Origin of the sequence: Ancylobacter novellus DSM 506 (assembly GCF_000092925.1) — a bacterium.
In the GTDB taxonomy this organism is placed as follows: Bacteria; Pseudomonadota; Alphaproteobacteria; order Rhizobiales; family Xanthobacteraceae; genus Ancylobacter; species Ancylobacter novellus.
In genome coordinates this window covers 4,336,048-4,357,147 of the sequence record NC_014217.1, presented here as the reverse complement: position 1 = coordinate 4,357,147, position 21,100 = coordinate 4,336,048, and the positions used below count along the sequence as shown (strand labels likewise).

The following is a 21,100-nucleotide window of genomic DNA, read 5'->3' as shown; positions in this document are numbered from 1 at the left end:
TCTCCGTAGGTTTTGTTGTTTCAGGCTTTCCGGCGGTTGATGAAGAAGAACACGGTCACCAGCAGCACCGAGAGCGCGAGGAAGGCGGTGGCGATCGCGTTGATCTCCGGCGTGACGGCGCGGCGAATCTGGCCGAGCATGTAGGTCGGCAGCGTGTCCTGCCCGCCCGACTTGACGAATTCGGTGATGACGACGTCGTCGAGCGAGATGACGAAGGCCAGCATGAAGCCGGCGATGATGCCGGGCCGCAGGAGCGGCAGCGTCACCCGGCGGAACGCCATCCAGGGCGTGGCGTAGAGGTCGGCGGCGGCGCGCTCCAGCGAGGAATCCATCCCCTCCAGCCGGGCGCGGATCGGCAAATAGGCGAAGGGGATGCAGAAGGCGGTGTGGGCGAGCACGAGGTAGCCGAGCCCGGAATAGCCGGTCCACACCTTCACGCGCGAGAACACGATCAGCAGCGCCACCGCGGTGACGATCTCCGGCACCATCAGCGGCTGGTTGATGAAGGCGTATTTGAAGCCGAGGCCGCGATAGGGCGCGGTGCGGGTCGTGGCGATGGCCGCCATGGTCGCCGCGACGGTGGCGATGCTGGCGGCGAGCACGGCGACGATGAAGGAACGCAGCGCCGCGTCCTGCACCGAACTGTTGCGCGCGGCGTCGGCGAACCAGCGCAGCGAGAAGCCGCCCCAGCTGGAGAGCGAGTCGCTGCCGTTGAAGGCGTAGACGACGAGGGTGACGATCGGCAGATAGAGCAGCGCGAAGGTGAACAGCGCGATGACACCGAAGCCCGGTTGCACGCGTATGTCGAAGCGTCGGGCGATACCCCACCTAGCCATGGCCGGCCCCCGAGCGCGCGGCGTTGCGCACATAGACCATGAGCGCCAGCATCACCACGGCCATGAGGGTGATCGACAGCGCCGCGCCGAGCGGCCAGTTGCGCCCCGAGCCGAATTGCAGCTCGATCAGGTTGCCGAGCATCAGGTTCTTGCCGCCGCCGAGCACGCGCGGGATGACATAGGCGCCGAGCGAGGGGATGAAGACGAGGATCGAGCCCGCCACGATGCCGGGCTTCACCAGCGGGATGATGATCCGCCGGAGCACGGCAAGGCGGCTGGCATAGAGGTCGTAGCCCGCCTCGACCAGCCGGAAGTCGAGCTTCTCCATGCTGGCATAGAGCGGCAGCACCATCAGCGGCAGGTAGACATAGACCATGCCGAACAGGATCGCCCAGTCGGTGTACATGATCTGCAGGGGCTGATCGATGATGCCGAGGGCGCGCAGGCCGGTGTTCAGCACGCCCTCGTTGCGGATCACCTGCTGCATGGCGAAGGTGCGGATCAGCAGGTTGGTCCAGAAGGGAATCGTGACCAGGAACACCCACATCTCGCGGGTGTGGCGCGGCCTTGTGGCGATGAAATAGGCGGTGGGGAAACCCAGCGCCAACGTCGCCAAGGTGGTGATCACCGAGAGCCGCACCGAGCGCCAGATGATCGACAGATGCGCGTCGGCGATCGACAGCGTGTCGTCGAAGATGTCGCGCTGGAAGAACACCGAGAACCAGCCGTCGAGCGAGAAGACCGGCTTCACGTCGCCATAGTCGCCCTTGGTCATGAAGGAATAGGCCAGCATGACGAAGAGCGGGCCGATGGCGGCGATGAAGATGATGATGAGCGCCGGCGCGGAGAGCAGCCAGCGCCCGCGTATGTCCCGGCGCCCGGCCTGCTTCGCGATCTCCGCCGCCGACGCCATGTTCAGTCCCTCAGCACTTGCGCGGCGTCGGAGGCGATCTCGATGCCGACGCGGTCGCCGACCTCGAAGCCGCAGGACTGGGTGCGGCGGTTCTGCTGGCGCACCATGAAGATGTCGCCGGCGTCCAGCCGGACATGGATATGCGTGTCGGTGCCGAAATAGACGACGTTCTCGACGGCGCCGGCGACCTGCCCGCCCGACGTCACCGCGCGGGCATGCTCGGGCCGCACCACGATGGTCGCCTCGCCCTTCGGCGAAACGCCTTCCGCGAGGGTGGCGACGATCTCGGCGCCCGACTTCAGCCGCACCCGCGCCAGCCCGTTCTCGATGCCGAGGACGGAAGCGGTGAGGAAATTGGTCTCGCCGATGAAGTCGGCGACGAAGCGGTCGGCCGGCTTGTCGTAGATGTCCCAGGGCGAGCCGACCTGCAGCACGCGGCCCTTCGACATGACCGCGATGCGGTCCGACATGGTGAGCGCCTCCTCCTGGTCATGGGTGACGAAGACGAAGGTGATGCCGGTCTCGTGCTGCATGCGCTTCAGTTCGATCTGCATCTCCTTGCGCAGCTTATAGTCGAGCGCGGAGAGCGGCTCGTCGAGCAGGAGCACCTTCGGCCCCGGCGCCAGCGCGCGGGCGAGCGCGACGCGCTGGGCCTGGCCGCCGGAGATTTGGTCGGTGCGGCGCTTCGCCAGCTCCTCCATCCGCACCAGCTTCAGCATGGCGGCGACGCGGGATTTGATCTCGGCCTTCGAGCGGCCGAGCATCTCCAGCCCGAAGGCGACGTTCTCCTCAACGGTGAGGTGCGGGAACAGTGCGTAGCTCTGGAACACGGTGTTCACCGGCCGCTTGAAGGGCGGCAGCCCGGCGATGTCCTCGCCATGCAGCAGGATGGCGCCTTCGGTCGGGTATTCGAAACCGGCGATCATCCGCAGCAGCGTGGTCTTGCCGCAGCCGGAGGGACCCAGCAGCGTGAAGAACTCGTTCTCGCGGATGGAAATCGACACGTCGTCGAGGGCGCGCAGCGCGCTCGGCCCCTCTCCGAACTCCTTGACGATGCCCCTGGCTTCGATCGCGACGCGCTTGTCCTCAGGACCGGAAGGCTCCGGCATTCTCAGCACCCGTTATCGTCGGTTGTCGCTCTCGTGAGGTAGCCTATGTGGCGCTCAGGCTTCCGGCAAGGCGATGATTTGCACGCCGACACGGGTGCAAGGCGCGGGCCATCCGGCCCCTCTCAGGGCGCGGCGGCGTAGCGCAGGGGCGGGCGCCGGTCGAACCAGGGCCGCGCCTCTTCCAGCCGCGCGCACAGGCCCATGAGCTTCTCGTCCTCGCCGAAGGGCGCGGCCAGATGGATGCCGACCGGCAGCCCGTCCGTGGTCCAGTGCAGCGGCAGCGAGGCCGCCGGCTGGCCGGAAGCGTTGAAGGCGGCGGTGAAGGGCGAATAGGCGAAGACCCGGCCCGGCCCCATGCGGTAGTCGACATAATCCTCGGTGCCGTGGGCGAAGCGGCCGATCTGCGCCGGCGGCTCGGCCAGCGTCGGCGTGAGGAAGATGTCGTAGCGCTGGAAGAAGGCCGCCATTTCGCGGCCATAGGCGTGCACCTTGTTGACGGCTTCGAGATAGTCGGCGCCGCTCACCGTGCGGGCATAGGCCATGGCGCCGCGGGCGATGCCTTCGATCTCGCCGGGCTCCAGCGGCCGGCCGCGCTTGCGTACCGCTGTCTCGACCGACAGCGCGCTGCCGCAGGCGACGATCTTCGTCCACGCCGCCATCATGCCGGACGTGTCGACCTCGGGCAGCGCCTCCTCGACGAAGTGGCCGAGCTCGGCGAGCAGCTTCGCGGCGTCCTCCACCGCGGCCCGGCATTCGGGATGCACCGGCGCGCCGGTCAACGACGTCGTGGCGAAGCCGATGCGCAGGCGCTTGTCGTGCCGGTCCATCGCCTGCCGGAACGAGCCCTCCAGCGGCGGCGCGACATAGGGCGCGCCGAGGTCCGGCCCCTGCGTGGCGTCGAGCAGCACGGCGGTGTCGCGCACCGAGCGGGTGAGGAAGCCGTCGATCGCCATTCCGGCCCAGCCCTCGCCGACATAGGGCCCGTCCGGCGTGCGGGCGCGCGTCGCCTTGAAGCCGAACAGGCCGCAGCTCGAGGCCGGTATGCGCACCGAGCCGCCGCCATCCGAACCGTGGGCGGCGGGGATGATACCGGCCGCCACGACCGCACCGGCGCCGCCGGAGGAGCCGCCCGGCGTATGATCGAGGTTCCACGGGTTGCGCGTCGGCCCGCCATAGACCGCGGCTTCCGTCACCGGGCCGATGCCCCCCTCCGGCGAGGCGGTGCGGCCGAAGGTGACGAGCCCCGCCGCCTTCAGCCGGGCATAGATGGCGGAATCCCTGGCGTAGCGCGTGCCGGCGAACAGCTTCGAACCGTTGTTGCAGGGGAAGTCGATGGCCTCGGCGCCGAGATCCTTGAGCAGGAACGGCACGCCGCGCAGCGGCCCTTCCGGCAGGCCCTCCTCGATCAGGCGGCGGGCGACCGGCTCGGCCAGCACGGTGACGGCGTTGAGCTGCGGGTTGAGCGCTTCGACCCGCGCCAGCGCCTCGTCGAGCAGTTCGCCCGGCGTCACCTCGCGGCGCTCGACCAGCTCCGCCAGCCCGACCGCGTCATAGGTCTCGTAGAGATCACGGATGCTCACGATGCCAACCCTCTAGATGATTCCCGCGCCGCGCAGCCGGTCGCGCTCCTGCGCCGACAGGCCGAGCACGCTTTCCAGCACGAACTCCGTGTCCTGCCCGAGCGTCGGCGGCGCCAGCGGGCCGCCAATCGGCGAATCGCTCAGCCGCAGCGGGCTGCGCACGCCTGGCGCGAGACCGCCGAGCGCGTGGGGGAGGTTCATCGCCAGTCCCCGCGCAATCGCCTGCGGCTCGGCGAAGGCCTGGGCGATGGTGTTGATCGGTCCGGCCGGAATGCCCGCCGCGTCCAGCATGGCGAGCCACTCGCCCGTCGTCTGGCGCTTGAGCGCGGCAGCGACGATGGGGATCAGCAGGTCGCGTTCCGCCACCCGCCCGGCATTGGTGGCGAAGCGCGCGTCGCCGGCGATATCCGGCAGATCGGCGATGCGGCAGAAGCGGGCGAACTGCGCATCGTTGCCGACCGCGAGGATGAGGTGCCCGTCGGCGGTCTCGAACGCCTGATAGGGCACGATGTTCGGGTGCGCGTTGCCGAGCCGCCGCGGCGCCGTGCCGCCGACGAGGAAGTTCAGCGCCTGGTTGGCGAGGCTCGCCATGGCGACGTCGAACAGGGCGACGTCGATATGCTGGCCACGGCCGGTGCGCTCGCGCTGCTGCAGCGCCGCCAGCACGGCGATCGCCGCGTTCAGCCCGGTGAGCACGTCGACCAGCGCCACGCCGATCTTCTGCGGCTCGGCCTCGGGGCTGCCGGTGACCGACATCAGCCCGGACATGCCCTGGATCATGAAGTCGTAGCCGGCGCGCCCCGCCTCCGGCCCGTCCTGGCCGAAGCCGGTGATCGAGCAGTAGACGAGGCGCGGGTTGAGCGCGGCGAGGCTCTCATGGTCGAGGCCGTAGCGCTTCAGCCCGCCGACCTTGAAGTTCTCGATCACGACGTCGCTCTGCGCCGCCAGCCGGCGGATCAGCGCCTGGCCTTCCGGCTGTGCCATGTCGATGGTGACCGAGCGCTTGCTGCGGTTGGCGCAGAGGAAATAGGCGCTCTCGCGCGTCGCGTTCCCCTCGCCGTCCTCGAGCCAGGGCGGTCCCCAGCCGCGCGTGTCGTCGCCGGCGCCGGGCTTCTCGATCTTGATCACCTCGGCGCCGAGATCGCCGAGGATCTGCGTCGCCCAGGGGCCCGCGAGCACGCGGGAGAGGTCGAGCACCCGGATCCCGGTCAGCGCCTGCGCCGTCGGGGAGCTCGTCGGGTCGTCGGTCATGGGGGGCTGTCCGGCATGCTGCGGTGGAATGCATATCTACTACGTGATATCCTGATATCCAAAGGAGATATGCAGATGGCGCTGTTCATTCGCGACCCGGAGGTGGACGCGCTGGCGGAAGAGGTCCGCCGGCTCACCAAGGCGCGCACCAAGACCGAGGCGGTTCGCAGCGCGCTGAAGGCGCAGCTCGCGGAGGCGCGGCGCGCCCAGCCGCTGCGCAAGCGGCTGGCCCGCTCCAAGGCACTGGCCGACGCGATGGGACGAGGCGATCCGGACTTCGACATGAAGGCCTTTACCGACTCCCTGTGGGGCGACGCCTGATGTTCATCGACGCCTCGGCGATCGTCGCCATCCTCGGGCGCGAGCCGGGCCATGAGGAGATCGAGAAGCGGCTGGCGGATGCCGGCGGGCCGTTCTTCCTCTCGCCGCTGGTGACGTTCGAGGCGTCTGTCGCCCTCGCCCGGCAGAAGACCATGGGCGGGCCGCCTTCGGCCGGGCTGCTGCGGCAGGCCCAGGCTGCGGTGGACGCTTTCGCCGACGATCTGGCGGCGGAGGAGATCGCCATCACGGCGGAGCTCGGCCGCATGGCGGTCGAGGCGAGCGCGACCTATGGCAAGGTGGTCGGGCATGCGGCTGCGCTCAATTTCGGCGACTGCTTCGCCTATGCCTGCGCCAAATCGCTCGGCGTGCCGCTGCTCTACAAGGGCAACGACTTCGCCCATACCGACCTCGCCTGACCACTGCCGAGGCCGCCCGGACGTCACTTCGGGCTCAGCGCCGCCTCGGTGGCGGCGGGAAGGCCGTTGAAGGAGATCGGCACGGCGATGCGCTTGCGGGCGCCGTCGACGAACTCCAGCCGGCCCGGCCCCTTGGCCGCCTTCAGCGCGGCGAGCTGGTCGGGCTTGAGTTCGGCATCGGCGAAGCAGGCCTGGGTGCAGGTGGCGAACACCGTGGCGAGCCCGCTCTTGTCCTTCTCGTCGAGATAGAGCGTCGCCCCCGGCGGCAGGAAGACGCCGGCGGGCAGCTGGATGACGAGGCGCGTCGGCTGGTCCTTGTTCAGCCGGCCGATGACGATCTGCGCCAGCAGCCCCTGCTGCCCCTGCACCTGCACGCCGGTGCCGGCTTCGCAGACCCGCGCCGTCTGGTTCGGCGGGATGGCGCAGCGCACCACCCAATCGCCATAGGTGGCGGTGGTGGCCTGCGGGGCGTTCGGATCGGCAGCCGGCGCGGCCGGCTTCTTCGCCGGCGGTGCGGCCTGCCCGAAGGCGGCGCCCGCTCCCGCGGCAAGAGTCGCGCCGATGGCGAGCCCGCAGGCCAGCGACAGGGCGACGAGGGGCTTGAAGGCGCGGGAGCAGGTCATTGCGGGAACCTCGCAGAGGAATCGGACGAAACAAACAATGCAACCGGCCGGGACGCAACTGCGGACATCCCGTAGCCGGCGGCGCGCCGACCCGGCGACCGGCCCGAGCCGCTGCTTGTGTGCCTGCAAACGAGCCTATATTTTGATACCGATTGACGCTCGGGAGTGGGTCGTCGCGGGGCGGCCCGGATAGAGGCTGTCTTGGACGACGACGCGAGCGGCCGCCAGCAACTGCATGTACCGTCCTTCGTGGCGAAGCTCGACGAGCTGACGCCCGCCCAGCGCCTGATCGCGCTCTGGATCTTCGGCGGCGCGTCGCTGGCGTTCGTCATCTGGGCGTCGGTGCATTTCGAGCTCAATCTGGCCACGACGGCCGCCGCACTGCTGATCGTCATCGTGCTGCTGTCGCTGCTGGACAGCTTCGTCTCGTCGGCCTTCTTCTCGCTGATCGCGGTCCTCAGCCTCAATTATTTCTTCGTCCAGCCGCTCCACACGCTCGACGTCAGCGACGTGCAGGACGTCGCCGCCCTCGCCGCCTTCCTCGTCTGCTCGCTGACCGTCACCGGGCTGGTCAGGCGGCTGCGCGACTCGGCCGAGGTCCAGCGCGAACAGGCCCAGCTCCTCGAACTCACCGCCGACGCCATCATCGTCCGCGGCATGGACGGCACGATCTCCTACTGGAACCGCGGGGCCGAGCAGCTCTACGGCTGGAGCCGCGCGGAAGCGGCCGGCAAGGTCACGCACGACCTGCTGCAGACCCGCTTCCCGGTGCCGCTGGCGCAGATCAACACGCTGCTGCTCGACACCGGACGCTGGGAGGGCGAGCTGGTGCATCGCACCCGGGACGGCACGGAAGTGCCCGTCGCCTCCCGCTGGACATTGCAGGAGAATGCGCGGGGCCGGCCCGTCGGTATCCTCGAGAACAACACCGACATCACCGAGCGCAAGCGGGCCGACGAGCTGCTGCACCGCAGCCAGGCCGCCTTCCTCGCCGAGGCGCAAAGGCTGAGCCACACCGGCAGCTTCGGCTGGAACGTCGTCACCGGCCGCATCCACTGGTCGGACGAGACCTTCCGCATCTTCGGCTACGAGCCGGCGGCGGCGCCCTCGATCGATCTCCTGATCCAGCGCGCGCATCCCGACGACGCCGCTCTGGTGCGCGAGACCGTCTACAACGCGGCGGATGGCGAGCGCGGCTTCGACTTCGAGTTCCGCCTGCTGCTGCCGGACGGCGCGGTCAGGCATGTGCATGCGGTGGCGCATTCCATGCGCAACGGCTCGCCCGACCTGCACTATGTCGGCGCGGTCTCCGACATCACCGCCGCCAAGGAGGCGCTGGCCGAGCGAGCGCGCGCACAGGAGATGCTCGACCGCGTGCAGACCGACCTCGCCCATGCGGCGCGCGTCTCGGTGCTCGGCGAACTCACCGCCTCCATCGCCCACGAGGTCAACCAGCCGCTCACCGCCATCGCTTCCAGCGCCGCTGCCGGCGTGCGCTGGCTGCGCCGCCCCGTGCCGAACATCGAAGAGGTGCGCGAGCTGGCCGAGAGCATCGTCTCGGATGCGCAGCGGGCCGGCGAGATCATCGCGCGCATCCGCTCCATGGCCGCCCGCAAGGCACCCGAGCACACGCCGCTCGTCCTCGACGAGGTGATCGGCGAGGTGCTGCTGTTCCTGCGCAACGAGGCCCGCTCGCGCGCGGTCACCGTGCTGCAGCACCCCGCGCCCGACGCGCCGCAGGTGATCGGCGACCGCACGCAATTGCAGCAGGTGATCGTCAACCTCGCCATCAACGCCATGCAGGCCATGGCACAGGCGGGCAGCCCCGAGCGGCGGGTCGTCATCCGCACCGTCGCCACCGATGGCATCGGCGTGCGCTGCATCGTCGAGGATAGCGGCCCCGGCATTCCGCCCGAGCATATGGACCGGCTGTTCGAGAGCTTCTTCACCACCAAGGCGTCCGGCATGGGCATGGGCCTGCCGATCTGCCGCTCGATCATCGAGGCGCATGGCGGGCGCATCAGGGTCGACGAAGCGGGTGCGCAGGGCGGCGCCAGCTTCTCCTTCACCCTGCCGGCCGCGAACGGGCCGGGCTAGCTCACCAGGCGAGCACCGGCGTCGCCACCGGCGCGCACCACAGGGCGAACTCCTCCTCGGTGAGCAAGGCCAGCGTCACCGAGAAGCCGGCCATGTCGAGCGAGGTGACGAAGGTGCCGACCAGCGAGCGCCGGGGCATGACGCCCTCGGCTTCGAGGAAGCGGCGGGCGAGGCCATAGGCGAGGTGCAGCTCGATCGGCGGCGTGCCGCCGAAGCCGTTGACGATGAGGAGCGGGTGCAGGCCCTCGGCAACAGGAAGCTGGTCGAGGATCGGCGCGCAGATCAGCCGGACGATCTCGTCGGCGGAAGCGAGGCGCTGGCGGGAAAGGCCTGGCTCGCCATGGATGCCGACGCCGATCTCCATCTCGTCCGACCCGAGGGCGAAGGTCTCGCGCGCATTGTCCGGGACAGTGACGCCGCGCAAGGCGACGCCCATGCTGCGCAGGCGCGGCGACAGGCCCTCGCCCAGCGTCTTCAGCGCAGCGAGGTCGTCGCCCCGCTCGGCCGCGGCGCCGAGGATCTTCTCCACCACGATGGTGCCGGCGACGCCGCGCCTTCCGCGACTGCGCACGGAAGGGCCATAGGCGGCGTCGTCCTCGACGACCACCATATCGATGCGGTGGCGCGGCGCGGCCATCTCCGCCGCCATCTCGAAATTCATCACGTCGCCGTCGTAGTTCTTCACCACGAGCAGGCAGCCGGCGCCGGTGTCCGTCTCGTCCATCGCCGCGAGGATCTGGTCGGGGGTGGGCGAGGTGAAGATATGGCCGGTGCAGGCGGCGTCCAGCATGCCGGTGCCGATGAACCCGCCATGCAGCGGCTCGTGGCCGCCGCCGCCGCCGGAGATCAGCGCGACCTTGCCGGGCTTGAGCGCCCGGCGGCGCAGGAAGCGGCCGCCGCCGCCGAAGGCGACGAGGTCCTCATGCGCGGCGACGAAGCCGGCGAGGCTCTCGGCCACCAGCGTCTGGCCGGAGTTCATGACCCGCTTCATCGCCGGCGCCTGCGAGACTGCATCACTCGCCTCCGTTCACCAGCGCCGCCATTTTGGCGACGAACTCCGCGACGGCATCGTCGAAGGCGCGGTTCTTCTTCTCGTCGCCGAAATCGGGCGCCATCACCGACAACGTGCGCATCTTATCCGCCCCGCCGACATCCGGCAGCCGGCCGGGATGGGCGGCCTCATAGGCGGCGAGGAAGCGCTCCTGCTCGGCCGGGCTGAAATGGCAGACGCGGAACACGGTGGCGAGGTGGCGCGCCGGCAGCGGCGTGTCATAGGTCGGGCTCGTCACCTGGGTGACGAAGCTGCGATGCTTGCCGAGCGCCGCGGCGAGGCGCTGGCGCGTGCCCGAGGGCCGGTTGTCGAGGATGCCGGCGAGGATGGTCTTGTAGGCGATCACCGCCTCGTCGATGGGCTCGCGCGCCATGGTCAGGCTTCCGACCGCGGGCCGAGCGCCGCGCGCAGGGCCGGCAGGCGCGAGGGCGCCACGGAGAGATCGCGCAGGCCCATCCCGACGAGGCGGCCGAGCGCCGCCGGCTCGCCGGCGATGTCGCCGCACAGCGAGACCGGTCGGCCGAGCCCGCGGGCAGTGGTCGCGATGTGCTCCAGCAGCCGGAACATGGCCGTCTCCGCCCCCGCATAGAGGTGCGCGACCGCCGGATTGTCGCGGGCCGCCGCCGCCAGATACTGCATCAGGTCGTTGGTGCCCACGGAAAAGAACGCGGCGTCGGTGAACATATCGAGCGTCAGGGCGACCGCCGGCACCTCCACCATGATGCCGAGCGGCGGGCGCGCGACGGCGATGCCCTGCCGTTCCAGCCGGGCGGCTTCCTCGTCGAAGAGCTGCGCCATCGCGGCGCGTTCGGAGGGCAGCGTCACCATGGGCAGCAGCACGCTGACCGGCCCAAAGGCGGCGGCGCGCAGCAGCGCGCGGGCCTGCAGCCGGGCGAGGTCGGGATGGGCGATGAGGAAGCGCACGCCGCGCTCGCCCAGCACCGAGGCCGGGCTGCCCTCGACGAGGCCCGGCAGCGCCTTGTCGCCGCCGACATCGAGCATGCGCAGCGTCACCGGCCTGCCGGCGAGACGGTCGAGGATGCGCCGGTAGCGGGCGAGATGGCATTCCTCGTCCAGCGCCTCGGCAGCGCTCGGCAGCAGGAATTCGGTGCGCACCAGACCGACGCCGTCGACCTGCGCGGGATCGAGCGCGTCGAGGTCGGCCAGCGTGTCGATATTGGCGAAGAGCCGGGCCGACGGCGCCCCGCCGGTGGAAGGTGCGGGGGCGGCGACGACCGAGGGTGGGGGACTGGGCAGCCGCTCCTCGGGATCGAGCCGCACCACGCCTTCGCTGCCGTCGACCAGCAGCCGGTCGCCACTCTCCACCGGCAGCGCGCCGAGCCCGACCACCATCGGCACGCCGCGCGAGCGCGCCAGCATGGCGACATGGCTCGCGGCGCTGCCGGAGATCAGCGCGATGGCGCCGCCGCCCGACCAGTCATGCGCGAGGAAGAGGCTCGGCGGCATGTCGCGGCCGACATAGACGGCGCCTTGCGGAAAATCGGCGCGGGCGCGGCCGGCCAGCGCGTCGAGCACCCGGCTCTTGAGGTCGGCGAGGTCGGCGGCTCTCAAGGCGAAAGCGTCGCCGCCCCCGGCGATCGTGTCCATATGCGCGTTCATCGCCGCCGCGAAGGCGAGCGCCGCGCCCTCGCCGCGGGCGATGCGTTCCAGCGCCGGGATGAGCAGCTCGCCGTCGAGCAGCAATTCGATCTGGAAGTCGAGTATGCCGGCGCTCTCGGCGTCCGAGCGGTCGGAGAGCGCCTTCAGCTCATGCACCGCCAGGGCGACGGCGGCCTCCAGCGCGGCGCGGGCATCCTCTCCCTGCGTGCCGGGCGACGGCACCGGACGCTCCTCGGCGCGGTGCACGGCGCCGAGCGCCCGGCCCGGCGCCGCCGGCCGGCCGCGCAGGTCACGCGGGACGGCCATCGGGACGCCCATTTTTCCGGTCCTCGTCGAAATTACGCCGCACGAGCTCGCTGAGCGCGGCCACCGCCTCCTCGGCGCGCGAGCCCTCGGCGCGGATGCGCAGCCGTGTGCCGCGTCGGATGCGGGCGCCGATGATCTTCACGATGCTCTTGCCGTTGAACCATTCATTGGAGCCGTCCACCGCCACCTCGATGGTGCAGGGGAAGCTCTTGGCGAGGCGGGTGAAGGCGACGGAAGGGCGCGCGTGCAGGCCGATGCCGTGGGTGACTTCCACCACGGCCTGTCCGCGATGGGCGGCGCCGGGCCGCCCGAGAAGGGGAGTGAGCTCGCTCATCAGGACGACAACTCTTCCGCCGTCGCGACGACGCGGGCGAGCGCCGAGCCGCCCGAGGCTTCCGCCGCCGCCACCACGGCGCCCTCGACGAGCGGCGCATTGCAGATGGCGACCTTGGCGGCGCGGGCGGGGCCGAGCAGTTCCACCGCCATCTCGCTGTTGGTCTCCGCCCCGCCGAGATCGACGAAGATGGCGACCCCCGCCTCCGACCATGCCTTCTCGATGGCCGCGCTGATGCCGCGCACATGGGTGCCGAGCCCGCCCTCGGCATTGCCGCCGGTCCAGGCCAGCGGCACGCAGTCGCCGACCATCTGGCGCACCATGTCGGCCGCGCCCTGCGCCACCAGCGGCGAGTGCGAGACGATGACGATGCCGACATTGGCGGCGGATGACCCCTGCTCTCGCGCGGTCATGGGGCGGCATGCTCCTTGAGGTAGAGGCAGATCGTGGTGGTGAGCAGGGCGCAGCTCGACGCGCCCGGATCCTCGTGGCCGACCGAGCGCTCGCCGAGATAGGACGCCCGGCCGCGCCGCGCCAGCATCATCTCGGTCGCGCGGGCCGCCGATTGCGCGCATTCGGCGATGCGGGCGGGTGCCGCGCGGCCGGCGACCTCCGCCTGCACCGGATAGAGTACGTCGAGCAGCGTCTTGTCGCCCGGCCCGGAGCGCCCGCGCCGCGCCACCGCCTCGACCGCGCGGCCGAGGGTGGCGGCGAAGGCGGCGGCATCGGGCGCGTCGGGCAGGCCGCGGCCGAGCTCCATCAGCAGCGTGCCGTAGAGCGGCCCGGCGGCGCCGCCTATGCTCATCACCAGCACGAGGCCGATCTTCTCCAGCGCCGCCGGCAGCGGGAGGGCGGCGATCGCCTCGCGCTCGGCATACACCGCCTCCAGCCCGCGCCGCATATTGGCGCCGTGGTCGCCGTCGCCGATGGCGCTGTCGAGCACCGAGAGATGCTCGCAATGAAGGTCGATCTCGGCGCGGCAGAGCGCAATGAGCGCGGTGAGATCGGCGGCGTCGAGCTGCATCCTCATCCCCTCTCCCGCGCTCCGGCGCGGCTCAGCCGCGCGCGAGCGCCTCGAACGCCCGGGCCACCGCGACCGCTCCGGGATCGGGCGAGCCTTCCAGATCGCGCGCGCCGAGATAGGCGGCGCGGCCGGCCCGTGCCCGCGCCATCGCCTTGGTCGCTTCCGCCCCCGCCCCGGCCGCCGCCGCGGCGGCGGAAAGGCCGTTGGCGGCGAGCGCCTTCAGGCCGGGATCGAGCGCGTCGACCATGGTACGCGCGCCGGGCGTCGCCCCGCCATAGAACACCACGCGGTCGAGGCCGGCGAGCAAAGCGGCGGGCACGTCGCCGCCCTCGGCCGAGGCCTTGGCGGCGGCGGTGAAGAAGATCGACATCAAGACGCCGCTCGACCCGCCCATGGCGGTGCCCAGCGTCTCGCCGATGGCGGCGAAGGTCGCGGCCCGGTCGGCGAGCGGAAGCTGCGGCAGCACGGCTTCGATGGCGCGGGCGCCGGTGGCGACCGTGGAGCCGGTATCGCCGTCGCCGGCGCGGGCGTCGAGGCGGTTCAGCTCCTCCTCCAGCCCGGTCAGCGTGGCGCAGACCGCGCGGATGGCGGCCTCCGCCGTCGCATCGCCGCTCCCCGCCGCCACGGGCACCTTGTGCGAGGCGGGCGCGGGCAGCACGGCGATGTCGCCGGTGACGACCGCCGGCCGCCAGGCGAGCGGCTCGACCGGCGAGGCCAGCGCCACCGCGCGGGCGGCGTCGAGGCGCAGATAGGAGAGCGAGAAGCCGTTCATGTTGAGCGCCGTCATCAGCGGCGCCGGGCCGATGACGAGCCGCGCATCCTTGCCGAGCTTCGAGGTGAGGAGCGCCTCGGCGATCAGACCCATCTCCAGCGGCGGCACGGCGCCGAGATTGTTGATCAGCAGCGCATAGTCGGCGCCGTCCTCCAGCCGGGCAGAAAGCCGCTCGGCCATCAGCGCGACGATCTCGGAGGCCGGGCGCAGGGCTATGCGCTCGACGCCGGGCTCGCCATGGATGCCGAGGCCGAGCTCGCCCTCGTCCTCGCCGAGCCGCGCCTCGAAGGGCTGGCCGGGAATGGAGCAGGAGGAGAGCGACACGCCGAGCGAGACGATGTCGCCCGCCGCCGCCCGCGCCGCCTCGGCGACGGTCGCAAGGTCCGCGCCCATCTCCGCATGATGGCCGGCGATCTTGTGCACGAACAGCGTGCCGGCGACGCCGCGCGGCTGGGCGATGTCAGGCAGGGCGATGTCGTCGGCGACGATGACCATCTCGACGTCGAAGCCTTCAGTGCGGGCGCGCTCGGCGGCGAGGCCGAAATTGAGCCGGTCGCCGGTGTAGTTCTTGACGATGAGCAGGCAGCCCGGCGCGCCGGTCACCGCGCGGATGGCGGTGAGCACGGCTTCCACGCTCGGCGAGGCGAAGATCTCGCCGGAGACGGCGGCGGTCAGCATGCCCTTGCCGACGAAGCCGGCGTGCGACGGCTCGTGCCCGGCGCCGCCGCCGGAGACCACGGCGACCTTCGACTTGTCCCAGTCGGCGCGCAGCACGACCTTGATGTCCGGATAGGTGTCGAGCCGCGCCAGCCGGCCGGGCGGCGTCGTGCGCAGGAGCCCGTCCAGCGCCTCGGTGACGATGCTGTCCCGGCGGTTGAAGAAATGTTTCATCGCTGCCTTCCCATCCGTTCAACGCGACATCCGGCGCGGGCGCCGGACCTCGTTACGCAAGCCTTCAGCCACCGAGTCGGCTTCCATCGTGACCGAAATAGAGCGGGTTCCTTAAGGTGACGCTGATCCCGTCGCCGGGCACGACCGGCATGTCGGGATCGGCCAGCGTCACCAGCCTGTGCTCGCCCACCTTGATGTGCAGGTGGTTCTGGTCGCCGAGATGCTCGATCCAGTCGACCCGCGCATTGCCGCCGTCCTGCCGGGCGATGGCGATGTGCTCGGTGCGCGCGCCGACCCGCGTCGCGCCCGCCGGCGCCTCGCCGCCCGGCAGCAGGCCGACCGGCAATATGTTGATGTGCGGCTGGCCGAGGCGGGCGGCGACGTGCAGGTTCGCCGGGTCGGTGTAGATCTCGCGCGGCGTGCCGATCTGCACCAGCCGGCCCTCGGAGAGGATGCCGATGCGGTCGGCCATGGTCATGGCCTCGATCTGGTCGTGGGTGACGTAGAGCAGCGTCGCGCCCAGTTCCTTCTGGATGCGCTTCAGCTCCAGGCGCAGTTCCGCCCGCAGCTTGGCGTCGAGCGAGGAGAGCGGCTCGTCCATCAGGTAGATGGAGGGCCGGCGCACCAGCGCCCGGCCGATGGCGACGCGCTGCATCTCGCCGCCGGAGAGCCGCGTCGAGCGGTTCTCCAGCTTGTGGTCGATGCGCACCATCTTCGCGACCTGCCGCACCCGCGCATCGATGGTGGCCGCGTCCATGCGGCAGGCCGGCGAGCGCAGCGGGAAGGCGAGGTTCTCGTAGACGGTCAGATGCGGGTAGAGCGAATATTGCTGGAACACGAAGGCGACGTCGCGGCTCGCCGGCGCGAGGCCCTGCATCGGCCGCCCGCCTATGTGCAGCGTGCCGGCGTCCGGCGCCTCCAGCCCGGCGATGAGCCGCAGCGTCGTGGTCTTGCCGGCGCCCGTGGGGCCGAGCAGCACGACGAACTCGCCGTCATGTATGTGGAGATCGACCGCGTCGACGGCGCGCTTGTCGCCGAAGCTCTTGGTGATGCCCTTGAGGATGACGTCAGCCATGGCGGGCCTCCCGGCGCAGTTCGCCCTCGTGCAGGGCGGAGCGGATCGCCCGGCCGGAACGGGCCTCGAACAGCGACAGCCGCTCGCTCTTGAAGGCGAGGCCGACCGGCTCGCCTATGGTGTAGCCGCGGTCGGCCGGCAGGCGGGCACGCACCAGCCCGCCCTCGGTCTCCACGGTGACGATCTGGTTGGTGCCGAGATATTCGCTGCCATAGATCGCCCCGCGCAAAGGCGAGGACTCCACCAGCCGCACATGTTCGGGCCGCACGCCGAGCGCGAGGTCGCCGGGCGCGACCTCCTCGCGCAGCTCCGGCATCTCGATCGCCGCCACGCCGATGCGGGCGATGCGCGCGCCGCGCGGCAGGCCGCCATTGAAGCGGATGAAGTTCATCGGCGGCGAGCCGATGAAATCGGCGACATACATGGAGGCCGGGCGGTCATAGATCTCCTGCGGCGTGCCGAACTGCTCGACCACGCCATGGTTCATGACCGCGATCTTGTCGGCCATAGCCATGGCCTCGATCTGGTCGTGGGTGACATAGACCGTGGTGGCGTGGATGCGGTTGTGCAGCTCGCGCAGCTCGCGGACCATCACCTCGCGGAACTCGGCGTCGAGCGTGCCGAGCGGCTCGTCCATCAGGAAGCATTTCGGCCGGCGCACGATGGCGCGCCCGAGCGCCACGCGCTGGCGGTCGCCGCCGGCGAGGCCCGAGACCGGGCGGTCGAGGATGTGGTCGATCTGGAGAAGCTTGGCCGTCTCCTCGACGCGACGCTTTATCTCCGCCTTGGGCACGCCCTGCGCCAGCAGCGGGAAGCCAATATTCGCGCGCACATTCATATGCGGGTAGAGCGCGAAGAGCTGGAACACGAAGGCGATGTCGCGCTCGCTGGCCCGGCGATAGGTCACGTCCTCGCCGGCGAGGCGGATGGCGCCGCCGGTCGGCAGTTCCAGCCCGGCGATCATGCGCAGCGTCGTGGTCTTGCCGCAGCCCGAAGGCCCCAGCAGCGCGAGGAACGAGCCGTCCTCGACGGTGAAGGTGGAATCCTGCACGGCGACGAAATCGCCGAACTCCTTGCGCAGATGCTCGACCCTGATCTCGGCCATGGCGTTATTCCGGGAACTTGGACACGACGGTGAACATCGCCGTGCCGGCCAGGAGGGTGACGAAGGAATAGGTGTAGAGCACCAGCCAGAAGGGCTGGAACAGCATGAGGAAGCCGAGCGCGATGAGGAGGACGGCAAGCGCCTCCATCGGCCCGCGCCGCAGGAAGAAGGGGCGGCGCTTCTTCGGGATGATGAGGGTGCGGTCGCTCATTTGCGCACCGCCCCGAAGGTGATGCCGCGCAGCAGCTGCTTGCGCAGCAGGATGGTGAAGACGAGGATCGGCACCAGGAAGATGGTCGTGCCGGCCGCCACCGCCGGCCAGTCCTGCCCGCCCTCGCCGATGATGGTCGGGATGAAGGGCGGCGCGGTCTGGGCGCTGCCCGAGGTGAGCAGCGAGGCGAAGGCATATTCGTTCCAGGCGAAGATCAGGCAGAAGATGGCGGTGGCGGCGATGCCGGTCGTCGCCTGCGGCAGCACCACCTTGCGGAAGGCCTGGAGGCGCGTGTAGCCGTCGATCATCGCCGCCTCCTCGTATTCGCGCGGGATCTCGTCGATGAAGCCCTTGAGCAGCCAGACGGCGAGCGAGACGTTCACCGCCGTGTAGAGCAGCATCATGCCGATGGCGGTGTCGGAGAGGCCGAGCTCCCGGTACATCAGGAAGATCGGGATCGCGACCGCGATGGGCGGCATCATCCGCGTCGACAGGATGAAGAAGAGCAGGTCGTCGGCCAGCGGCACCTTGAAGCGCGAGAAGCCATAGGCCGCCAGCGTGCCGAGCCCCACGGCGAGGAAGGTCGAGCCGAAGGCGATGATCAGCGAATTGACGAAGCGCGGCAGGAAGTTGGACGGGCCGGCGATCACCATGTTGCGCTCGCGGGTAACGGCGTCGCAGGTGTTCTCCGGCGGCGGCAGCGCGGCGATATATTCCGGCGTCTGCCGCGTGCGGGTGGTGAAGAGGTTGCAGTAGCCCTCGAGCGAGGGGGTGAACAGGATCTTCGGCGGATAGGAGATCGAATCCGGCGGCGACTTGATGCTGGTCAGGAAGATCCAAACCAGCGGCACCATGGTGATCACCGCGTAGAGGATGACCAGCGTGGCGGCGATGCGCTTGGAATTGGCGCTCGGCTCGACGACGGAGTGGGCGGCGGTGCCCGCGGCGGGCTTGGCGGTGCTCATCTCTGCTTCACCCGGTTGAGCGCCTTGACGTAGATGTTGGCGAGGCCGAACACCGCGACGAACAGCACGATGGCGAAGGCCGAGGAGCGCCCGGTCGCCCAGGCCTCGAAGGCGTCGCGCTTGAGCGCGATGGAGGCGACCTCCGTGGTCGAGCCGGGCCCGCCGCCGGTGAGCAGGTTCACCATGTCGAACATCTTGAAGTTCTCGATGCCGCGGAACAGCACCGCCAGCATGATGAAGGGCAGCGCCATCGGCACGGTGATCGACCAGAACTGCCGCCAGGGCGAGGCGCGGTCGACCTCGGCCGCCTCATAGATGTAGTCGGGGATGGACCTGAGCCCGGCGAGGCAGATCAGCATGACGTAGGGCGTCCACATCCAGGTATCGACGATGACGATCGCCCAGGGCGCCAGCTGCACGCTGCCGAGCATCTGGATGTCGGAGGTCGGGATGCCGGTTAGGAACGACACCGCATAGGCGAAGAGGCCGATCTGCGGCTCGTAGAGGAAGCGCCAGAAATTGCCGACCACGGCGGGCGACAGCATCATCGGGATCAGGATGAGCGTGGTCCAGAAGGCGTGGCCGCGGAACTTGCGGTCGATCAGATAGGCGAGGCCGAAGCCGATCACCGTCTGCAGGAGGATGGTCCAGAATACGAAATGCGCCGTCGTCTGCATCGACGCCCAGATGTCGGGGTCGTTGAGGATGCGCGAATAGTTGCTGAGCCCGATATTCCTCACCTCGGCATTGGGCCGGTTGGCCCGGTAGTTGGTGAAGGACAAGTAGATCGCCCAGAACAGCGGGAAGATGTTGATCGCCAAGAGCAGGGCGATGGTCGGGGCGATGAACAGCCAGGCGATGGCCCGGTCTGAGAAGCCGCGCACCCGTTTGGCGAGGGGCTCCGGCGTCGCCCGCACGGCCGCCTCGGTGGCCAGTCGGGACGCCTTCTCGGCGAAGGTCTGATGGGATGAGTTCACGCGCGCACTCGCTGGTGTCGGCGGAAAGGGGGCGACCCGGTCCGGTCTCGAAGAACCGGGTCGCCATCGGGAGGAGGTCGGGAAAGGCCAAGGCCTCGGGGGACCTCGCAGCGGTCAGGTGCTGCGTCCTTCGAGGCCCGGCTGCGCCGGGCACCTCAGGATGAGGAAGCCTCCCTCATGCTGAGGAGCGGGGCGACGCCCCGCGTCTCGAAGCACGCAGGCGCTCGCCGCCGAGCTTCGTCAGATCTTGCCGTCGTCCTTGAAGATCTCGGTCCAGTCGACGACCAGCTCGTCCAGCGCCTGCTTGGCCGTGCCCTTGTTGGCGATGACGTAGTCATGCACCCGCTTCTGCATGGCCTGCAGCAGCTCGGCGTAGCTCGGCTCGGCCCAGAAATCCTTCACGATCGCCATGGATTCGAGGAAGGCCGGGGCGTAGGGCTGGCTGGTCTTGAAGTCGGGGGCGTCGACCACCGCCTTCAGGCAGGAGAAGCCGCCGAGCTTCCACCATTTGGCCTGCACGTCGGGCTGGGCGAACCACTTGATGTACTGAAGCGCCGCGTCGCGCTTGTCGGAATAGGAGACCACCGAGATGCCCTGCCCGCCGAGCTGGGCGAAGTGGTACTTCTCCTTCGGGTTCGGGAAGAAGCCGATGCGGTTGCCGCCGACCTTCTCGTCCTTGTAGAGGCCGGGCCAGGTGAAGGCGAAGTTCATCTGCATCGCCACCTGGCCGGATTTGAAGGCGTCAGCCGATTCCACCATGTAGACGTTGGACGCGCCGGGCGGCGTGCAGCAGTCATAGAGCGCCTTGTAGAACTCCAGCCCCTTCACCGCGTCGGGCGAGTTGACGTAGCCCTCCATGTCGTAGGGCTTCTTGGGGTTGTCGTACATGAAACCCCAGTCGTAGAGGACGTTGGTCACGCCCATGGTGATGCCTTCCGAGCCGCGCTCGGTGTAGATCGAGGCGCCATAGACGGTCTTGCCGTCGATCTGCCGCTTCTGGAAGAACTCGCCGATCTGCTTGAGCTGGTCGTAGGTCTTGGGCGCGGCGAGGTCCCAGCCATACTTGGCCTTGAACTCCTTCTGGAGCTCGGGACGCTCGAACCAGTCCTTGCGGTAGGTCCAGCCGACCACGTCGCCCATGGCCGGCAGCGCCCAGTAGTTCGGCGTGTTCTTCGGCCATTCCGAATAGCCGACCACCGTCGCCGGCACGAAGTCATCCATCTTGATGCCTTCCTTGGCGAAGAAGTCGTTCAGCTTCACGTAATGGCCGTTCTCCGCCGCGCCGCCGATCCACTGGCTATCGCCGATGATCAGGTCGCAGAGCTTGCCCTTCGAGTTGAGCTCGTTGAGGAAGCGGTCGGCATAGCTCGTCCACGGGACGAACTCGAACGTCATCGTGGTGCCGGTCTTGGCGGTGAAGTCCTTGGACAGTTCCACCAGCGCATTCGCCGGATCCCAGGCCGCCCAGCACAGCGTCAGCTGCTCGGCTTTCGCCGCCTGGGGCATGGCCGCCGCGGCGCAGACGGCCGCCGCCCCGAACAGGGGTACCCACTTCTTCAGCATGCTCTCCTCCCAGAGAAAGAGGTGGGCCCAAGCCCCCTCCATTGATTTTCCATCGGCACG

22 protein-coding genes are annotated in these 21,100 nt (G+C 69.7%); 3 read left to right on the top strand and 19 right to left on the bottom strand.

What is annotated here, in order from left to right; all coding sequences use genetic code 11:
- Window positions 1-20: 20 nt before the first annotated feature.
- From SNOV_RS20515 to SNOV_RS20495, 5 genes are all read right to left on the bottom strand, one after another.
- Window positions 21-836, bottom strand: coding sequence for an ABC transporter permease (locus SNOV_RS20515; protein WP_013168892.1), 816 nt, complete (start codon window positions 834-836; stop codon window positions 21-23).
- Window positions 829-1,749, bottom strand: a complete 921-nt coding sequence (locus SNOV_RS20510) for an ABC transporter permease (RefSeq protein ID WP_013168891.1) — start codon at window positions 1,747-1,749, stop codon at window positions 829-831. The genes SNOV_RS20515 and SNOV_RS20510 overlap by 8 nt, the downstream gene beginning before the upstream one ends.
- 2 nt (window positions 1,750-1,751) lie before the next feature.
- The gene (locus tag SNOV_RS20505) at window positions 1,752-2,858 is read right to left on the bottom strand and encodes an ABC transporter ATP-binding protein (protein ID WP_013168890.1); all 1,107 of its coding nucleotides are present in this window, start codon (window positions 2,856-2,858) and stop codon (window positions 1,752-1,754) included.
- 122 nt (window positions 2,859-2,980) lie between these two features.
- Window positions 2,981-4,438, bottom strand: a complete 1,458-nt coding sequence (locus tag SNOV_RS20500) for an amidase (RefSeq protein WP_013168889.1) — start codon at window positions 4,436-4,438, stop codon at window positions 2,981-2,983.
- Window positions 4,439-4,450: 12 nt separating this feature from the next.
- A complete protein-coding gene (locus SNOV_RS20495; protein ID WP_013168888.1) occupies window positions 4,451-5,689 on the bottom strand; it encodes a CaiB/BaiF CoA transferase family protein in 1,239 nt (412 codons plus the stop codon).
- A 75-nt stretch (window positions 5,690-5,764) separates the two neighbouring features.
- Here SNOV_RS20495 and SNOV_RS20490 point away from each other — a divergent pair, with 75 nt between their 5' ends.
- Entirely contained in the window at window positions 5,765-6,010 is a 246-nt protein-coding gene (locus SNOV_RS20490) for a type II toxin-antitoxin system VapB family antitoxin (RefSeq protein WP_013168887.1), read from the top strand.
- Complete coding sequence (locus SNOV_RS20485; RefSeq protein WP_013168886.1) at window positions 6,010-6,426, top strand: type II toxin-antitoxin system VapC family toxin; 417 nt, start codon at window positions 6,010-6,012, stop codon at window positions 6,424-6,426. The genes SNOV_RS20490 and SNOV_RS20485 overlap by 1 nt, the downstream gene beginning before the upstream one ends.
- Window positions 6,427-6,449: 23 nt before the next feature.
- Here the strand turns inward: SNOV_RS20485 and SNOV_RS20480 are convergent, their stop codons facing one another.
- Entirely contained in the window at window positions 6,450-7,049 is a 600-nt protein-coding gene (locus SNOV_RS20480; protein ID WP_013168885.1) for an invasion associated locus B family protein, read from the bottom strand.
- A 201-nt stretch (window positions 7,050-7,250) separates the two neighbouring features.
- Here SNOV_RS20480 and SNOV_RS20475 point away from each other — a divergent pair, with 201 nt between their 5' ends.
- Window positions 7,251-9,146, top strand: a complete 1,896-nt coding sequence (locus SNOV_RS20475; protein WP_013168884.1) for an ATP-binding protein — start codon at window positions 7,251-7,253, stop codon at window positions 9,144-9,146.
- 1 nt (window position 9,147) lies between these two features.
- On the opposite strand, the gene SNOV_RS20470 is transcribed toward SNOV_RS20475, so the two are convergent.
- The 13 genes from SNOV_RS20470 to SNOV_RS20410 form a co-directional block, all read right to left on the bottom strand.
- Complete coding sequence (locus SNOV_RS20470; protein WP_013168883.1) at window positions 9,148-10,137, bottom strand: dihydroxyacetone kinase subunit DhaK; 990 nt, start codon at window positions 10,135-10,137, stop codon at window positions 9,148-9,150.
- A gap of 22 nt (window positions 10,138-10,159) precedes the next feature.
- Window positions 10,160-10,570 carry a hypothetical protein gene (locus tag SNOV_RS20465; protein ID WP_013168882.1) on the bottom strand — a complete coding sequence of 137 codons (411 nt, stop codon included), beginning with the start codon at window positions 10,568-10,570 and terminating at the stop codon, window positions 10,160-10,162.
- Window positions 10,571-10,572: 2 nt separating this feature from the next.
- Window positions 10,573-12,123: a putative PEP-binding protein gene (locus SNOV_RS20460; protein WP_041783713.1), complete on the bottom strand. Its 1,551-nt coding sequence runs from the start codon at window positions 12,121-12,123 to the stop codon at window positions 10,573-10,575.
- Entirely contained in the window at window positions 12,107-12,457 is a 351-nt protein-coding gene (locus tag SNOV_RS20455; protein ID WP_013168880.1) for an HPr family phosphocarrier protein, read from the bottom strand. The genes SNOV_RS20460 and SNOV_RS20455 overlap by 17 nt, the downstream gene beginning before the upstream one ends.
- A complete protein-coding gene (dhaM, locus tag SNOV_RS20450; protein ID WP_013168879.1) occupies window positions 12,457-12,870 on the bottom strand; it encodes a dihydroxyacetone kinase phosphoryl donor subunit DhaM in 414 nt (137 codons plus the stop codon). The genes SNOV_RS20455 and dhaM overlap by 1 nt, the downstream gene beginning before the upstream one ends.
- Window positions 12,867-13,487, bottom strand: a complete 621-nt coding sequence (dhaL, locus tag SNOV_RS20445; protein ID WP_187291081.1) for a dihydroxyacetone kinase subunit DhaL — start codon at window positions 13,485-13,487, stop codon at window positions 12,867-12,869. The genes dhaM and dhaL overlap by 4 nt, the downstream gene beginning before the upstream one ends.
- Before the next feature lie 25 nt (window positions 13,488-13,512).
- Window positions 13,513-15,144, bottom strand: a complete 1,632-nt coding sequence (locus SNOV_RS20440; RefSeq protein ID WP_013168877.1) for a dihydroxyacetone kinase subunit DhaK — start codon at window positions 15,142-15,144, stop codon at window positions 13,513-13,515.
- 64 nt (window positions 15,145-15,208) lie between these two features.
- Window positions 15,209-16,219, bottom strand: a complete 1,011-nt coding sequence (locus SNOV_RS20435; protein ID WP_013168876.1) for an ABC transporter ATP-binding protein — start codon at window positions 16,217-16,219, stop codon at window positions 15,209-15,211.
- Window positions 16,212-17,324, bottom strand: a complete 1,113-nt coding sequence (locus SNOV_RS20430) for an ABC transporter ATP-binding protein (RefSeq protein WP_013168875.1) — start codon at window positions 17,322-17,324, stop codon at window positions 16,212-16,214. Before SNOV_RS20430 ends, SNOV_RS20435 begins: the two co-directional genes overlap by 8 nt.
- 4 nt (window positions 17,325-17,328) lie before the next feature.
- The gene (locus tag SNOV_RS20425) at window positions 17,329-17,535 is read right to left on the bottom strand and encodes a hypothetical protein (RefSeq protein ID WP_013168874.1); all 207 of its coding nucleotides are present in this window, start codon (window positions 17,533-17,535) and stop codon (window positions 17,329-17,331) included.
- Window positions 17,532-18,500: a carbohydrate ABC transporter permease gene (locus tag SNOV_RS20420; RefSeq protein ID WP_013168873.1), complete on the bottom strand. Its 969-nt coding sequence runs from the start codon at window positions 18,498-18,500 to the stop codon at window positions 17,532-17,534. The genes SNOV_RS20425 and SNOV_RS20420 overlap by 4 nt, the downstream gene beginning before the upstream one ends.
- On the bottom strand, window positions 18,497-19,477 hold the full coding sequence (locus SNOV_RS20415; protein WP_013168872.1) for a carbohydrate ABC transporter permease: 981 nt from the start codon (window positions 19,475-19,477) through the stop codon (window positions 18,497-18,499). Before SNOV_RS20415 ends, SNOV_RS20420 begins: the two co-directional genes overlap by 4 nt.
- Window positions 19,478-19,717: 240 nt before the next feature.
- Window positions 19,718-21,040: an ABC transporter substrate-binding protein gene (locus SNOV_RS20410; protein ID WP_041783712.1), complete on the bottom strand. Its 1,323-nt coding sequence runs from the start codon at window positions 21,038-21,040 to the stop codon at window positions 19,718-19,720.
- Window positions 21,041-21,100: the final 60 nt, after the last annotated feature.

Bases quoted from the DNA above. Each gene is read 5' to 3' on its own strand.
- SNOV_RS20515 (WP_013168892.1), bottom strand. From the start codon at position 836: ATGGCTAGGTGGGGTATCGCCCGACGCTTCGACATACGCGTGCAACCG.
- SNOV_RS20510 (WP_013168891.1), bottom strand. From the start codon at position 1,749: ATGGCGTCGGCGGCGGAGATCGCGAAGCAGGCCGGGCGCCGGGACATA.
- SNOV_RS20505 (WP_013168890.1), bottom strand. From the start codon at position 2,858: ATGCCGGAGCCTTCCGGTCCTGAGGACAAGCGCGTCGCGATCGAAGCC.
- SNOV_RS20495 (WP_013168888.1), bottom strand. From the start codon at position 5,689: ATGACCGACGACCCGACGAGCTCCCCGACGGCGCAGGCGCTGACCGGG.
- SNOV_RS20490 (WP_013168887.1), top strand. From the start codon at position 5,765: ATGGCGCTGTTCATTCGCGACCCGGAGGTGGACGCGCTGGCGGAAGAG.
- SNOV_RS20485 (WP_013168886.1), top strand. From the start codon at position 6,010: ATGTTCATCGACGCCTCGGCGATCGTCGCCATCCTCGGGCGCGAGCCG.
- SNOV_RS20480 (WP_013168885.1), bottom strand. From the start codon at position 7,049: ATGACCTGCTCCCGCGCCTTCAAGCCCCTCGTCGCCCTGTCGCTGGCC.
- SNOV_RS20470 (WP_013168883.1), bottom strand. From the start codon at position 10,137: ATGAAGCGGGTCATGAACTCCGGCCAGACGCTGGTGGCCGAGAGCCTC.
- SNOV_RS20465 (WP_013168882.1), bottom strand. From the start codon at position 10,570: ATGGCGCGCGAGCCCATCGACGAGGCGGTGATCGCCTACAAGACCATC.
- SNOV_RS20460 (WP_041783713.1), bottom strand. From the start codon at position 12,123: ATGGCCGTCCCGCGTGACCTGCGCGGCCGGCCGGCGGCGCCGGGCCGG.
- SNOV_RS20455 (WP_013168880.1), bottom strand. From the start codon at position 12,457: ATGAGCGAGCTCACTCCCCTTCTCGGGCGGCCCGGCGCCGCCCATCGC.
- dhaM (WP_013168879.1), bottom strand. From the start codon at position 12,870: ATGACCGCGCGAGAGCAGGGGTCATCCGCCGCCAATGTCGGCATCGTC.
- dhaL (WP_187291081.1), bottom strand. From the start codon at position 13,487: ATGAGGATGCAGCTCGACGCCGCCGATCTCACCGCGCTCATTGCGCTC.
- SNOV_RS20440 (WP_013168877.1), bottom strand. From the start codon at position 15,144: ATGAAACATTTCTTCAACCGCCGGGACAGCATCGTCACCGAGGCGCTG.
- SNOV_RS20435 (WP_013168876.1), bottom strand. From the start codon at position 16,219: ATGGCTGACGTCATCCTCAAGGGCATCACCAAGAGCTTCGGCGACAAG.
- SNOV_RS20430 (WP_013168875.1), bottom strand. From the start codon at position 17,324: ATGGCCGAGATCAGGGTCGAGCATCTGCGCAAGGAGTTCGGCGATTTC.
- SNOV_RS20425 (WP_013168874.1), bottom strand. From the start codon at position 17,535: ATGAGCGACCGCACCCTCATCATCCCGAAGAAGCGCCGCCCCTTCTTC.
- SNOV_RS20420 (WP_013168873.1), bottom strand. From the start codon at position 18,500: ATGAGCACCGCCAAGCCCGCCGCGGGCACCGCCGCCCACTCCGTCGTC.
- SNOV_RS20410 (WP_041783712.1), bottom strand. From the start codon at position 21,040: ATGCTGAAGAAGTGGGTACCCCTGTTCGGGGCGGCGGCCGTCTGCGCC.